The organism is Xylophilus sp. (assembly GCA_009914555.1).
Lineage (GTDB): Bacteria > Pseudomonadota > Gammaproteobacteria > Burkholderiales > Burkholderiaceae_C > WNDY01.
Genome location: WNDY01000017.1, coordinates 1 through 13542, shown reverse-complemented (window position 1 = coordinate 13542; position 13542 = coordinate 1). Strand labels below are relative to the sequence as shown.

Annotated in this window: 11 protein-coding genes; 8 read left to right on the top strand and 3 right to left on the bottom strand. The window is 70.6% G+C overall.

Translation table 11 applies throughout. The features are described 5' to 3' along the window. The first annotated feature begins 105 nt into the window (after positions 1-105). The 8 genes from dapC to GAK38_RS09910 all read left to right on the top strand — a co-directional run bounded on the left by dapC (position 106) and on the right by GAK38_RS09910 (position 10090). Entirely contained in the window at positions 106-1317 is a 1212-nt protein-coding gene (dapC, locus tag GAK38_RS09945) for a succinyldiaminopimelate transaminase (RefSeq protein WP_325343675.1), read from the top strand. 38 nt (positions 1318-1355) lie between these two features. Further along, the gene (gene dapD, locus GAK38_RS09940; protein ID WP_325343673.1) at positions 1356-2189 is read left to right on the top strand and encodes a 2,3,4,5-tetrahydropyridine-2,6-dicarboxylate N-succinyltransferase; all 834 of its coding nucleotides are present in this window, start codon (positions 1356-1358) and stop codon (positions 2187-2189) included. Between the two features lie 58 nt (positions 2190-2247). After that, positions 2248-3411 carry a PilT/PilU family type 4a pilus ATPase gene (locus GAK38_RS09935; RefSeq protein ID WP_325343756.1) on the top strand — a complete coding sequence of 388 codons (1164 nt, stop codon included), beginning with the start codon at positions 2248-2250 and terminating at the stop codon, positions 3409-3411. A gap of 10 nt (positions 3412-3421) precedes the next feature. Continuing rightward, complete coding sequence (dapE, locus tag GAK38_RS09930) at positions 3422-4591, top strand: succinyl-diaminopimelate desuccinylase (RefSeq protein WP_325343671.1); 1170 nt, start codon at positions 3422-3424, stop codon at positions 4589-4591. After that, positions 4588-5469 carry a 50S ribosomal protein L3 N(5)-glutamine methyltransferase gene (gene prmB / locus GAK38_RS09925; protein WP_325343670.1) on the top strand — a complete coding sequence of 294 codons (882 nt, stop codon included), beginning with the start codon at positions 4588-4590 and terminating at the stop codon, positions 5467-5469. Before dapE ends, prmB begins: the two co-directional genes overlap by 4 nt. 193 nt (positions 5470-5662) lie before the next feature. Continuing rightward, a complete protein-coding gene (locus GAK38_RS09920) occupies positions 5663-6787 on the top strand; it encodes an AIR synthase related protein (protein ID WP_325343669.1) in 1125 nt (374 codons plus the stop codon). A gap of 70 nt (positions 6788-6857) precedes the next feature. After that, on the top strand, positions 6858-8117 hold the full coding sequence (locus tag GAK38_RS09915) for a cystathionine gamma-synthase family protein (protein WP_325343668.1): 1260 nt from the start codon (positions 6858-6860) through the stop codon (positions 8115-8117). After that, positions 8114-10090: an ABC-F family ATP-binding cassette domain-containing protein gene (locus tag GAK38_RS09910; protein WP_325343666.1), complete on the top strand. Its 1977-nt coding sequence runs from the start codon at positions 8114-8116 to the stop codon at positions 10088-10090. Before GAK38_RS09915 ends, GAK38_RS09910 begins: the two co-directional genes overlap by 4 nt. Before the next feature lie 136 nt (positions 10091-10226). Here GAK38_RS09910 and GAK38_RS09905 read toward each other — a convergent pair whose 3' ends face one another. From GAK38_RS09905 to GAK38_RS09895, 3 genes are all read right to left on the bottom strand, one after another. Continuing rightward, positions 10227-10694, bottom strand: a complete 468-nt coding sequence (locus GAK38_RS09905; RefSeq protein ID WP_325343665.1) for a SixA phosphatase family protein — start codon at positions 10692-10694, stop codon at positions 10227-10229. Next, the gene (gene ppk1, locus GAK38_RS09900) at positions 10685-12868 is read right to left on the bottom strand and encodes a polyphosphate kinase 1 (RefSeq protein ID WP_325343663.1); all 2184 of its coding nucleotides are present in this window, start codon (positions 12866-12868) and stop codon (positions 10685-10687) included. The genes GAK38_RS09905 and ppk1 overlap by 10 nt, the downstream gene beginning before the upstream one ends. Positions 12869-13131: 263 nt before the next feature. Beyond that, positions 13132-13542: IS3 family transposase (locus GAK38_RS09895; protein ID WP_325343662.1), on the bottom strand; the 411-nt coding region annotated here is incomplete at its 5' end.

Sequence of the window (13542 nt, the reverse complement as noted above, 5' to 3'; positions counted from 1 at the left end):
GGTGCGGCGTCTGCCGCGAAGCTGACATTGCGCCTCCAGGCGCCCTGGGTGTTACCCGCACGTGCAGCCAGGGGAGGCTGCGCCCTTGGCCGATAATCGCCGCCCATGAATCCCCTGCTCTCCGCCCTGCAGCCGTATCCGTTCGAGCGGCTGCGCCAGCTCTTCCAGGGCGTCGCGCCCAACCCGGCGCTGCGCCCCATCAGCCTGGGCATCGGCGAGCCGCGGCATCCGACGCCGCAGTTCATCAAGGACGCGCTCACCGCCAGCCTCACCGGCCTGGCGGTCTACCCGGCCACCGCCGGCGACCCGAAGCTGCGCGAATCGTTCGCCGGCTGGCTGCGGCGCCGCTATGCCGTCGCCGTGGATGCGGCCACGCAGGTGCTGCCGGTCAACGGTTCGCGCGAGGCGCTGTTCGCCTTCGCCCAGACGCTGGTCGACGCCCGCACGCCGGCCGACAAACCGGTGGTCGTCTGCCCCAATCCGTTCTACCAGATCTACGAAGGCGCGGCCCTGCTCTCGGGCGCCGAGCCCTACTACGCGCCGAGCGACCCGGCCCGCAACTTCGCGGTGGACTGGGACAGCGTGCCCAAAGCCGTATGGGCGCGCACCCAGCTGATCTTCGTCTGCTCGCCCGGCAACCCGACCGGCGCGGTGATGCCGGCGGACGAATGGAAGAAGCTGTTCGCGCTGTCGGACCGCTACGGCTTCGTGATCGCCTCCGACGAGTGCTACAGCGAGATCTACTTCCGCGACGAGCCGCCGCTCGGCGGCCTGGAGGCCGCCGCCAAGCTCGGCCGCGCCGACTTCCGCAACCTCGTGGCCTTCACCAGCCTGTCCAAGCGCAGCAACGTGCCGGGCCTGCGCAGCGGCTTCGTCGCCGGCGACGCGGCGCTGCTCAAGGCCTTCCTGCTGTTCCGCACCTACCACGGCAGCGCGATGAGCCCGGTCGTGCAGGCCGCCAGCATCGCCGCCTGGGGCGACGAGGCGCACGTCGAGGCAAACCGCGCGCTCTACCGCGCCAAGTTCGCCGCCGTCACGCCGCTGCTGGCCGGGGTGCTGGACGTGGCCCTGCCCGATGCCGGCTTCTACCTCTGGGCCGGCATCCCGCCGGAGCTGGGCCTGGACGACCCGGCCTTCGCCCGCGAACTGCTCGCTCACTACAATGTGACGGTGCTGCCCGGCAGCTACCTCGCCCGCGGCGCAGCCGGCGCCAACCCCGGCGCCGGCCGGGTGCGCATGGCCCTGGTGGTCGACACCGGGGAATGCCTCGAAGCCGCGCAGCGCATCGTCGATTTCGTGCGCTCGCGCCGGGTCTGACGCCCGCTTCCTCCCCTTTCCATCCAGAGAACAAGACCATGACCCAGCAACTCCAGACCCTGCTCGACAACGCGTGGGAGGATCGCGCCAACATCTCCGCCGCCTCCGCCCCGCGCGAAGTGGCCGATGCCGTCGAGCACGCGCTCGCCGAACTCGATGCCGGCCGCCTGCGCGTGGCCACGCGCGAAGGCGTGGGCCGGTGGACGGTGCACCAGTGGATCAAGAAGGCGGTGCTGCTGTCCTTCCGTCTGACGGACAACGCCGTCATCCGCTCGGGCGACCTGGCCTTCTACGACAAGGTGCCGACCAAGTTCAACGACCTCACGCCCGAAGAACTCAAGGCCAGCGGCGTGCGCGTGGTGCCGCCGGCCGTGGCCCGCCGCGGCAGCTTCATCGCCCGGGGCGCGATCCTGATGCCCAGCTACGTGAACATCGGCGCCTACGTGGACGAAGGCACCATGGTCGACACCTGGGCCACCGTCGGCTCCTGCGCGCAGGTCGGCAAGAACGTGCACCTGTCGGGCGGCGTGGGCCTGGGCGGCGTGCTGGAGCCGCTGCAGGCCAACCCGACCGTCATCGAGGACAACTGCTTCATCGGCGCACGCTCCGAAGTCGTCGAAGGCGTGATCGTCGAGGAGAACTCGGTGCTGGGCATGGGCGTGTACATCGGCCAGAGCACGCCGATCTGGAACCGCGAGACCGGCGAATTCCACTACGGCCGCGTGCCCTCGGGCAGCGTGGTCATCAGCGGCAACCTGCCGAAGAAGGCGGCCGACGGCACGCCGTACAGCACCTACGCCGCCATCATCGTCAAGAAGGTGGACGCAAAGACCCGCTCCACCACCAGCCTGAACGACCTTCTCCGCGACTGACAACGCAATGCGGCCAGGGACGCACGACCGCCCCGCTGCCGCGCGCAAGGGCACGGCCATGGGCACGATGGAAAAGATCCTGCGCCTGATGCAGGAAAAGCGCGCATCCGACGTCTACCTGTCGGCCCATGCGCCAGCGCTCATCAAGATCAATGGCGTAAGCGTGCCGATCAACGGGCAGGTGCTGCCGCCCGATACGCCGCGCAACCTGCTGGCCGAGGTGCTGACCCCGGCGCAGATCGAGGAGCTCGAAGAAACCGGCGAACTCAACATCGGCCTGGCCATGCCCGGCGTCGGCCGCTTCCGCGTGAGCGGCATGCGCCAGCGCGGCAGCCTGGCGGTGGTGATCCGCTTCATCATGCTGGACATCCCGCCGCTGGATTCGCTGCACCTGCCGCCCGTCCTGTCGGACCTGATCATGGAAAAGCGCGGCCTGGTGCTGATGGTCGGGGCCACCGGCTCGGGCAAGAGCACCACGCTCGCTGCCATGATCGAAAGCCGCAACCAGCGCGCCTCGGGCCACATCCTCACGATCGAGGACCCGATCGAGTTTCTGTTCAAGAACCGCAAATCCATCATCAACCAGCGCGAGGTCGGCACCGATACCGCCTCGCTGCAGGTGGCGCTGCGCAATGCCCTGCGGCAGGCGCCCGACGTGATCCTGATCGGCGAGATCCGCGACCGCGAGACCATGTCCGCGGCCATCGCCTACGCACAGTCGGGCCACCTGTGCCTGGCCACGCTGCATGCCAACAACGCCTACCACGCGCTCAACCGCGTGCTGAGCTTCTACCCGGCCGAGGTGCGCCCCACGCTGCTGGGCGACCTGGCCTCGGCCCTCAAGGCCGTCGTGTCGCAGCGCCTGCTGCGCTCCTGCCGGGGCGCGCGGATGCCGGCCGTGGAGGTGCTGCTCAACACCAAGCTGGTGTCCGACATGATCGCCCGGGGCGACTTCCCCGGCGTGCAGGACGCGCTGGAGAAATCCATGGCCGAGGGCTCGCGGACCTTTGAGGAAGACATCGCCCGGCTCATCACCGAGGGCGTGGTCGAACGCCAGGAAGGCCTGGCCCACGCCGATTCGCCCACCAACCTCATCTGGCGGCTGCAGAACGACTTCGGCATGGCCGCCAAGGCGGCCGAGGAACGCGCCCGCGCCGCCGCCGAACCCGACGACGATGAACCCTCGTTCACCGAGATCGTCCTCGACGTGAAGCATCCCTGACCCCCCACCGATGTCGCGCACCCTCCAGCTCGCCGAACAACTCATCGCCCGCCCGTCGGTCACGCCCGACGACGCCGGCTGCATCGCCCTGCTCTCCGCGCGCCTGGCGCCGCTCGGCTTCGCCTGCGAAACCATCGCCAGCGGCCCGGCCGGCCAGCAGGTCACCAACCTCTGGGCGCGCCGCCCCGGCAGCGCCGGCGCCGCATCGCGCACGCTGGTCTTCGCCGGCCACACCGACGTGGTGCCGACTGGCCCGCTGGACCAGTGGACGAGCGACCCGTTCACGCCCACGCACCGCGAAGGCCGGCTTTACGGCCGCGGCGCGAGCGACATGAAGACCTCGCTGGCCGCCTTCGTCGTCGCCACCGAGGAATTCATCGCCGAGCGGCCCGACCCGGCCCTCTCCATCGCCCTGCTGCTGACCAGCGACGAGGAAGGGCCGGCCACCGACGGCACGGTCGTGGTCTGCCGCGCGCTGGCCGAGCGCGGCGAGAAGCTTGACTGGTGCATCGTCGGCGAGCCGACCTCGGTCGACCGCACCGGCGACATGATCAAGAACGGCCGCCGCGGCACGCTGAGCGGCAAGCTCACCGTCAAGGGCGTCCAGGGCCACATTGCGTACCCCCAGCTGGCCCGCAACCCGATCCACCAGGCCCTGCCGGCGCTGGCCGAACTCGCGGCCACCGAATGGGACCGCGGCAACGCCTTCTTCCCGCCGACGAGCTGGCAGGTCAGCAACTTCCATGCGGGCACCGGCGCGACCAACGTGATCCCGGGCACGGCCGTGGTGGACTTCAACTTCCGCTTCTGCACCGAATCGACCGCCGGCGGCCTGAAAGCCCGGGTGCATGCGGTGCTCGACCGCCATGGCCTCGATTACGACCTCGCCTGGACGCTCGGCGGCCTGCCCTTCCTCACCACGCCGGGCGACCTGGTCGATGCCATCGGCGCGGCCATCACGGCCGAGACCGGCCTGGTGCCGGAGCTGTCGACCAGCGGCGGCACCAGCGACGGCCGCTTCATCGCGCAGATCTGCCCGCAGGTCGTCGAGTTCGGTCCGCCGAACGCGACCATTCACAAGATCGACGAGCACATCGCCGTGGCCGACATCGAGCCGCTGAAGAACGTCTACCGCCGCACGCTCGAGAACCTCGACGCCGCCGCCAGGGCGGGCGTGTGACGACGGTGTTCCAGCTCGTCGAGGCCGCCGCCGCCCGCCTCGACGCCGCCGGCGTGGCCTTCGGCCACGGCACGGCCACCGCGTTCGACGAGGCGGCCTGGCTGGTGCTCTGGCGCCTGGGCCTGCCCCTCGACGACCTCGACGGCGCGGCCGGCCGCGCCGTCACGGCCGAGGACGCAGCCCGCGTGGCCGCGCTGATCGAAGAGCGCATCGCCACCCGCAGGCCCGCCGCCTACCTCACGCAGGAGGCCTGGCTGCAGGGCGTGCCCTTCTACGTGGACGAGCGCGCCATCGTGCCGCGCAGCTTCATCGCCGAACTGCTGGCCGACGGCACGATCGACCCGTGGCTCGGCGAACACACGCGCCGCGTGCTGGACCTGTGCACCGGCAACGGCAGCCTCGCGGTGCTGGCCGCGATGGCCTGGCCCGAGGTGGAGGTGGACGGCGCCGACATCTCCGGCGACGCCCTGGCCGTGGCCCGCATCAACGTGGACCGCCACGGCCTGCAGGACCGCGTGCGGCTGCACCGCAGCGACGGCCTGGCGGCGCTGCCCGGCCCGTACGACCTGATCCTCTGCAACCCGCCCTACGTCAACGCGCGGAGCATGGCCGCGCTGCCGGCCGAGTACCGTGCCGAGCCCGCGCTGGCGCTGGCCGGCGGCGAGGACGGCATGGACTTCGTCCGCCGGCTGCTGCGCGACGCGCCGTCACGCATGCGCGAGCACGCGGTGCTGGTGCTGGAGATCGGCAACGAGCGCGCACACTTCGAGGCCGCCTTCCCGGCGCTGCCGGTGTTCTGGCTCGACACGAGTTCGGGCGACGACCAGGTGCTGCTGGCCACGCGCGAGGCGCTCCAGCTCGCGGCCGCGGCGCCGTAGATACCCCTCGCAGGATGCCTCTCTGGCGGGCGTCCTTCGCGCGGCAGATAGGATGACCCCGGGGAGTATATGGACATAACCTGTTTCGCCATGGCCCCGGGCTCCTTTTCGCCGGCCGGCGCCGCACCGCCGCCAGGCCGCTTGACCGCTCGGGGATAATCACGGGTTTCCCCTCCCGCCCGCCTCTGCCGCCATGAGTTCCCCCACGCCCGCGCCGAACGCCCCGCTGACCTACGACCAGGCCGGCGTCGACTACGACCTGATCGACCCGCTGAAGATCGCCGCCCAGCGCGCCGCGGCCGCCACCGGCGCGCACCTCGGCGGCCATGGCTTCGCCGAGGTGCCGGGCTCGCGCGGCGAATCGGCCTACGTGGTCGACGTGGGCCCGCTCTACCTGGCGTCGATCGTCGAATGCCTGGGCACCAAGACGCTCGTGGCCGACGAGATGGCCCGGCTCACCGGCCGCAGCTACTACGGAGCCATCGCCCAGGACACGATCGCCATGGCGGTCAACGACCTGATCACCGTCGGCGCCACGCCGCTCGTGGTGCAGGCCTACTGGGCCGCCGGCGGCTCCGACTGGTTCAACGACGCGCAGCGTTCGCAGGCCCTCGTCGAGGGCTGGAAGGCGGCCTGCGACGTCTGCCGCGTCTCCTGGGGCGGCGGCGAGACGCCGGCGCTGGCCGGCATCGTGGCCGACGGCCGCGTGGACCTGGCCGCGTCCTGCACCGGCATCGTGAGCCCGAAATCGCGCCTGTCGCTCGGCGATCGGCTCGACGTCGGCGACGCCATCGTCTTCCTCGCGGCCAGCGGCATCCATGCCAACGGCCTGTCGCTGGCGCGCAAGCTGGCCGAGCGCATGCCGCAGGGCTACCTCACGGACATCGGCAACGGCCAGACCTATGGCGAGGCGCTGCTCGCGCCCACCGCGCTCTACTCGCCGGTGACCGAGGCGCTGGCCGCCGAAGGCATCGTTCCGCACTACAGCGCCAACGTGACCGGCCACGGCTGGCGCAAGCTCATGCGCCACACCAAGGCGCTGACCTACCGCATCGCCGCGGTGCCGCCGAAGACCGCCGTCCTCGACTTCATCCAGCGCGAATGCCGGCTCGACGACCGCGAGGCCTACGGCACGCTCAACATGGGCGCCGGCTTCGCGCTCTACGTCGCGGCCAGCGACGCCGGGCGCACCGTCGAGATCGCCCGCGCCCAGGGCGTCGAGGCCTGGGTCGCCGGGCGGGTCGAAGCCGGCCCGAAGCGCGTCGTGATCGAGCCGCTGAACGTGGAATTCGCCGGCGACGAGCTGCAGTTGCGCTGAGCCGCTTGCGCCCCACCGACCCCCGGGGGCCGCGCGGCCCCTTCCCTTTTTCCGACCGATCGGAGTTGCCATGACCACCGAACAGCTCAGCACCCGCATCCTGCACGCCGACCGGCGCGGCAGCGTGGAGCACGGCGCCATCCACAAGCCTTCGCACAACGCCGCCGCGTTCGGCTACGCCACCGCGCGCGAACTGGCCGACGTGTTCCAGGGCAGCCAGAGCGGCTTCGTCTACGGCCGCCAGGGCAACCCGACCACCGCCGCGCTCGAAGCCAAGCTCAACCTCATGGAAGACGCCGTCGGCACGGTGACCTTCGCCACCGGCATGGCCGCCATCAGCGCGCTCAGCGTAGCGCTGCTGCGCCAGGGCGATCACATCGTCGCGAGCCGCTACCTGTTCGGCAACACCGCGAGCTGGCTGCAGACGCTCACGCAGCTCGGCGTGACGGTCAGCCTGGTCGATGCCACCGACGCGGCCGCCGTGACCGAGGCGCTGCAGCCGCAGACCCGCTTCGTCTTCGCCGAGACCATCGCCAACCCCGGCACCCAGGTGGCCGACCTGGCTGGCATCGGCAGGCTCTGCGCCGAACGCGGGATCCTCTTCGTGCTCGACAACACCATGACCACGCCGGCGCTGCTGCGCGGCCGCGACGTGGGCGCCGGGCTGGTCGTGCATTCGCTGTCCAAGTCCATCAGCGGCCACGGCAACGCGCTGGGCGGCAGCGTGAGCGACACCGGCCTCTACGACTGGACGGGCTATCCCAACATCCTCTCCAGCTACCAGGGCGGCCCGGCACGGGGCTGGGGCCTGCTGCAGATCAAGAAGAAGGGCCTGCGCGACACCGGCGGCACGCTCAGCGCCGACCAGGCCCACCGCATCGCCATCGGGGCCGAGACACTGGACCTGCGCGTGGAGCGCGCCAGCGGCAATGCGCTGGCGCTCGCGCGCTGGCTCGAAGCCCGGCCCGGCGTGCGCCGCGTGCAGTACCCCGGACTGGAAAGCCACCCGCAGCACGAGCGCGCCGCGGCGCTGTTCGGCGGCCGCCACTACGGCAGCCTGCTGAGCTTCGAGCTGCAGGCCGGCGTCGATCCGTTCGCGCTGCTCGACGCGCTGCGCATCGTCATCAAGTCCAGCCACCTGGGCGACAACCGCACGCTGGCACTGCCCGCAGCCCACACCATCTTCTTCGAGATGGGGCCGGAGAACCGCCAGTCCATGGACATCCCGGACGGGCTGGTGCGCGTGTCCGTCGGCATCGAGGCCGAGGCCGACCTGATCGCCGACTTCGCCCAGGCCTTCGCCCGCACGGCGGCGGCGCAGCCGCGATGATCACGCTGCGCGACGTCGTCCTGCGCCGCGGCGCGAAGGTGCTGCTCGACGGCGCCTCGGCCACCATCAACCCCGGCGAGAAGGTCGGCCTCGTGGGCCGCAACGGTGCCGGCAAGTCCACCCTGTTCGCGCTGCTGACCGGCCTGCTGCACGAGGACGGCGGCGAGTTCTCGATCCCGCGCCAGTGGCGCATGGCCCAGGTCGCGCAGAACATGCCCGAGACCAGCGAGTCGGCCACCGCCTTCGTGCTCGCGGGCGACACCCGGCTGGTCGAGATCAACGCCCGGCTGGCCGCGGCCGAGGCGGCCGACGACGGCATGGAGATCGCCCAGGCCCATGCCGACCTGGCCGACGCCGGCGCGCACGATGCGGTGCCGCGCGCCCAGGCGCTGATCCTGGGCCTGGGCTTCCAGGTCGCCGAGCTGGAGCGGCCGGTCGACAGCTTCTCCGGCGGCTGGCGCATGCGCCTGCAATTGGCGCGCGCGCTGATGTGCCCCAGCGACCTGCTGCTGCTCGACGAACCCACGAACCACCTGGACCTCGATGCCCTGGTCTGGCTCGAAGCCTGGCTGCAGAAGTACCCCGGCACCATCGTCGTCATCAGCCACGACCGCGAATTCCTCGACGCGGTGACCGGCGTCACCCTGCACATCGAGCAGGCCAAGCTCACGCGCTATGGCGGCAACTACAGCAGGTTCGAGGAGATGCGCGCGCTGCAGATGGAGCAGCAGCAGGCGGCCTACGCCCGGCAGCAGGACAAGATCGCCCACCTGCAGAAGTTCATCGACCGCTTCAAGGCCCAGGCCACCAAGGCCCGGCAGGCGCAGAGCCGGGTCAAGGCGATCGAGCGCATGGAGAAGGTCGCGCCGCTGCTGGCCGAGGCCGAATTCAGCTTCTCGTTCAAGGACCCGGGCCACATTCCCAACCCGATGCTGTCGGTGACCGACGCCAGCTTCGGCTACCCGCCGGAGCATGAAGGCGGCGCGCCGACCGTCATCCTGCGCGGCGTGGGCCGCTCGGTGCTGGCCGGCCAGCGCATCGGCATCCTCGGCGCCAACGGCCATGGCAAGTCCACCTTCGTGAAGACGATCGCGCACGACCTGCAGCTCGTCTCGGGCACCATCACCGAGGGCAAGGGCCTGGCGATCGGCTACTTCGCACAGCAGGAGCTCGACGTGCTGCACGAAGGCGACAACCCGCTGGAGCACATGGTGCGGCTGGCGCGCGAACTCGGCGCCGACGCCCGGGAATCCACGCGCGAGCAAGACCTGCGCAGCTTCCTCGGCAGCTTCAACTTCAGCGGCGACATGGTCAAGCAGCCGGTGGGCACCATGAGCGGCGGCGAGAAGGCACGCCTCGTGCTCGCAATGATGGTCTGGCAGCGGCCCAACCTGCTGGTGCTCGACGAACCCACGAACCACCTGGACCTGGCCACGCGCGAGGCCCTGGCCATGGCGCTCAACGGATTCGAGGGCGCGCTCATGCTGGTCAGCCACGACCGGGCGCTGCTGCGCACCGTCTGCGACGAATTCTGGATGGTCGGCCGCGGCAAGGTCCAACCGTTCGACGGCGACCTCGACGACTACCAGCGCTACCTGCTCGAAGAGTCGAAGCGCCTGCGCGAAGCCGCCCGCTCCGCGGCAGCCGCTGCCGTGCCGCAACCGCCCCAGGCGCCGGCGGCCCCGGCGGCGACCGACAGCCGCGGACAGCGCAAACTCGACGCCCAGGTCCGCCAGCAGCTGGCGGCCAGGACCCGCCCGCTGCAGCGCGAGGTCGAGACCATCGACAGGCGCCTGGCCGTGCTGGGCACCGAACGCGCCGAGATCGAACGCCGCCTCGCCCAGCCGCTGCCGCCGGACGAGATCGCCGACGCCGGCCGCCGCCTCAAGGCCGTGGGCGACGAGGTCGAGCGGCTGGAGGAACGCTGGCTCGAACTGTCGGGCGAGATCGAGGCGCTGACGCAGGCGGCGTAGACGTACCACGATCGAACCGTCCAAGGCCCTGCAGGAGCCAGAACTGGCCGGCGAGATCGCCGACGTCGAGGGAGAGCCGCCACGGATCGGCCGCATAGCTGACCATGGAATCCCGCAGGGTCAGCGACGGATCGGGCTACAAGAATTCCGGCGACTGCACCGCCACGACGACCGTCTGCGTCTGCTCCAGCCGCTGGCGCTGGCGCTGGCGCAGCCACCAGACACCGCCCTTGCGCACCGGGCATTCACCACCGGCGATGCCCAGCAGCTGCGCGATCGCCTGGCCCAGCAGCGGCTGGTGGCCGACGACCAGCACCGTGCCGCGCGGCCTGGGCCACTGCACCAGTTCCAGCAGGTCGGACACGTTGCCGTCCGGCGCCAGTTCGGCCCGCAGCTTGAACTTGCGCCCCAGCGCGGCCACGGTCTGCTCGGTGCGCCGGGCCGGGCTGGCCAGCACGCGCGCCCCCTCGGGCAGCTGGCGGTCGAGCCAGGCGGCCATGCGGGCGGCCTGCTTCTCCCCGCGCGGCGTCAGCGCGCGCTCCAGGTCCTCCTGGCCGTCCTGGAGTTCTTCGGCTTCGGCATGGCGCCAGAGGATCAGGTCCATTGCACTCCATCCTTGCCGCTCTTCTTGCCGCTGGCCGGCCGGCTGTAGCGCGCCATCAGCGCATCCTGCGCGCCGGTGCCGGTGCGCGGATTGCCGGCATGCACGTAGGTGCCGTCGGCCCGCAGCTCCCAGGCGTCGCGGTCGTCGTACAGGCTCGCGACCAGGCATTCGTCGATGATGCGCTGGCGCAGCACCGGGTCGCTGACCGGCCAGGCGAGTTCGACGCGGCGCAGCATGTTGCGGTTCATCCAGTCGGCGCTGGAGAGATAGAGCTCCTCCTCGTCGCCGCTGCCGAAGTAGAAGACGCGCGAATGTTCGAGGAAGCGGCCGATCAGCGAGCGCACGCGGACGTTCTCGGTCGCGCCCGGCACCTGGGCCGGCAGGATGCAGGCGCCGCGCACGATCAGGTCGATGCGCGCGCCGCGCCGGCCGGCGGCCACCAGCGCGCGGGCCAGCGGCTCGTCGGTCAGCGCGTTCATCTTGAGCACGATGCGCCCGGGCACGCCCTGCGCCGCCGCCGCGCCGATCGCCTCGACGCGCTCCAGCAGCCGCCTGTGCAGATGGAACGGCGCGACCCACAGGCGCTTGAGGCGCGGCAGCTTGTTCTGGCTGGCCAGGTGGCTGAACACCGTGTCCATCTCGGCCGTGGTGTCGGCGTCGGCGGTGAGGTAGCTGATGTCGGTGTAGAGCCGCGCGGTGCGCGGGTTGTAGTTGCCGGTGGACAGGTGGCCATAGCGGCGCAGGCGGTCGCCCTCGCGGCGGGTCACCAGCAGCATCTTGGCATGGGTCTTCAAGCCGACGACGCCGTAGACCACCTGGGCGCCGGCCTTCTCCAGCGCTTCGGCCCAGTTGATGTTGGCCTCTTCATCGAAGCGGGCCTTGAGTTCGACCACGGCCATCACCTCCTTGCCGCGGTGCACCGCCTCGCGCAGGAGGTTGATGAGCTCGGGGTCGGAGCCGGTGCGGTAGATGGTCTGCTTGATGGCCAGGACCTGCGGGTCGGCCACCGCCTCGCGCAGGAAGGCGAGCACGCCGTCGAAGCTCTCGTAGGGCTGATGGATCAGCACGTCGCGCTCGCGCAGCTGGTCGAGGATGGGGATGCCGTCGCGCATGCGGCGCGGCCAGGCCGGCGTCCACGGGGCGAACAGCAGCGCCGGGTCGTTCACCAGGTCCACCAGCTGGACCAGCCGCACCAGGTTGACCGGTCCCTGCACCCGGTAGACCGCGGCCTCGGGCAGCGCGAAGTGGTGCTGCAGGTAGCCGCGCAGCAGGTCGGAGCACCAGGAGGAGACCTCCAGCCGCACCGCCTGGCCGAAGTTGCGCTGGCGCAGGCCCTGGCGCAGGGCGGTGCGCAGGTTGCGCACGTCCTCCTCGTCCACGGCCAGGTCGGAGTGGCGGGTCACGCGGAACTGCGAGAACTCCACCACGTCGCGGCCCGGGAACAGATCCTCCAGGTGCGCCCGCATCACGCTGGAGAGGCTGACGAAGCCGCGCACGCCGGCCGGCACCACGCTGTCGGGCAGGCGGATCAGGCGCGGCAGCACCCGCGGCACCCGCACGATGGCGATCTCGTTGTCGCGGCCGAAGGCGTCGGCGCCGACCAGGCGCACGATGAAGTTCAGCGTCTTGTTGGCCACCTGCGGAAACGGGTGCGCCGGGTCGAGCCCGACCGGCAGCAGCAGCGGCCGGACCTCGCGCTCGAAATAGTCGCGCACCCAGCGTCGCTGGGCCGCGTCGCGCTCGTGGTGCGAGATGATGCGGATGCCCTGCGCCGCGAAGGCCGGCATCAGCGTGTCGTTGTAGAGCGCGTACTGGCGGGCGACGATGCCGTGGGCCTTGGCCGACAGCGCCTCGAACGAGGCCGCGGTGTAGGCCCCCTTGTCGTCCTGCGCCAGCGCGGCCGTCAGGTGCGGCGCGAAGCGGACTTCGAAGAACTCGTCGAGGTTGGACGAGACGATGCACAGGTAGCGCAGGCGTTCGAGCAGCGGCACGTCATCGCGCACCGCCCAGTCGAACACGCGCTCGTTGAAGGCCAGGATGCTGTGGTCGCGGTCCAGCAGGCGCAGGGCCGGCGCCTCTTCCACGACGGCCTCCGTCACGAGGGCCGGCAGCACGGGCGCCGTCGCTGGCACGTCGGCCGGCGCCGCAGTCGCTGCCTCCCTGGAGGCGGCCATCGGGGACTGCGGAGCATCGGACCAGCTGGGCATCTTGTTCTGGTGAATGACAGGCCCGCAAGTATCTGTCGGGTCGATGTCACTTTCATGACAGCCCATGTGACAGCAACCGTTCTGTCATATGGCGGAGAAAGCGGGTTTCAGCCCGGCGCGCCCGAGGGCGTGCCGCGCACCACGCCCCGGCCGGCGGCGCCGGTGCCGGGCTTCGCCGGCACCAGGTACGACAGGAACTGTGATCTTGCCCCTGATTTACGGACACCTATCTAAGCGACATTGGCCAGCTCGTACTGCTCTGGGCTGAGGTAGCCCAGGGTCGAGTGCAGCCGGATCCGATTGTAGTCAACCTCAATGTAGTCAAACACATGAGCCTTGGCCTGCTCCCGTGTGGCGAGGTGTTCACCATGGATGGCCTCGACCTTCAGACTGTGGTTCCAACTCTCCATTGCTGCGTTGTCGTAGCAGTTGCCTCTGGCACTCATGCTGGCGATCAAAGCGTATTGCTCCAACAGGGCGCGGTGCTCGCGCGAGCAGTATTGGCTACCACGGCCAGTATGCACGATCACTCCCCGAGGCCGATTGCGAGCAAACAGCGCCATGCGCAGCGCGTCGCAAACCAGCGTAGCCGTCATGCGCTCAGACATCGACCAGCCCACAACCTTACGCGAATACAGGTC

Excerpts from the sequence above, each read along its gene's own strand:
- dapC (WP_325343675.1), top strand. The coding sequence starts at position 106 with ATGAATCCCCTGCTCTCCGCCCTGCAGCCGTATCCGTTCGAGCGGCTG.
- dapD (WP_325343673.1), top strand. The coding sequence starts at position 1,356 with ATGACCCAGCAACTCCAGACCCTGCTCGACAACGCGTGGGAGGATCGC.
- GAK38_RS09935 (WP_325343756.1), top strand. The coding sequence starts at position 2,248 with ATGGGCACGATGGAAAAGATCCTGCGCCTGATGCAGGAAAAGCGCGCA.
- dapE (WP_325343671.1), top strand. The coding sequence starts at position 3,422 with ATGTCGCGCACCCTCCAGCTCGCCGAACAACTCATCGCCCGCCCGTCG.
- GAK38_RS09920 (WP_325343669.1), top strand. The coding sequence starts at position 5,663 with ATGAGTTCCCCCACGCCCGCGCCGAACGCCCCGCTGACCTACGACCAG.
- GAK38_RS09915 (WP_325343668.1), top strand. The coding sequence starts at position 6,858 with ATGACCACCGAACAGCTCAGCACCCGCATCCTGCACGCCGACCGGCGC.
- GAK38_RS09910 (WP_325343666.1), top strand. The coding sequence starts at position 8,114 with ATGATCACGCTGCGCGACGTCGTCCTGCGCCGCGGCGCGAAGGTGCTG.
- GAK38_RS09905 (WP_325343665.1), bottom strand. The coding sequence starts at position 10,694 with ATGGACCTGATCCTCTGGCGCCATGCCGAAGCCGAAGAACTCCAGGAC.
- ppk1 (WP_325343663.1), bottom strand. The coding sequence starts at position 12,868 with ATGGCCGCCTCCAGGGAGGCAGCGACTGCGGCGCCGGCCGACGTGCCA.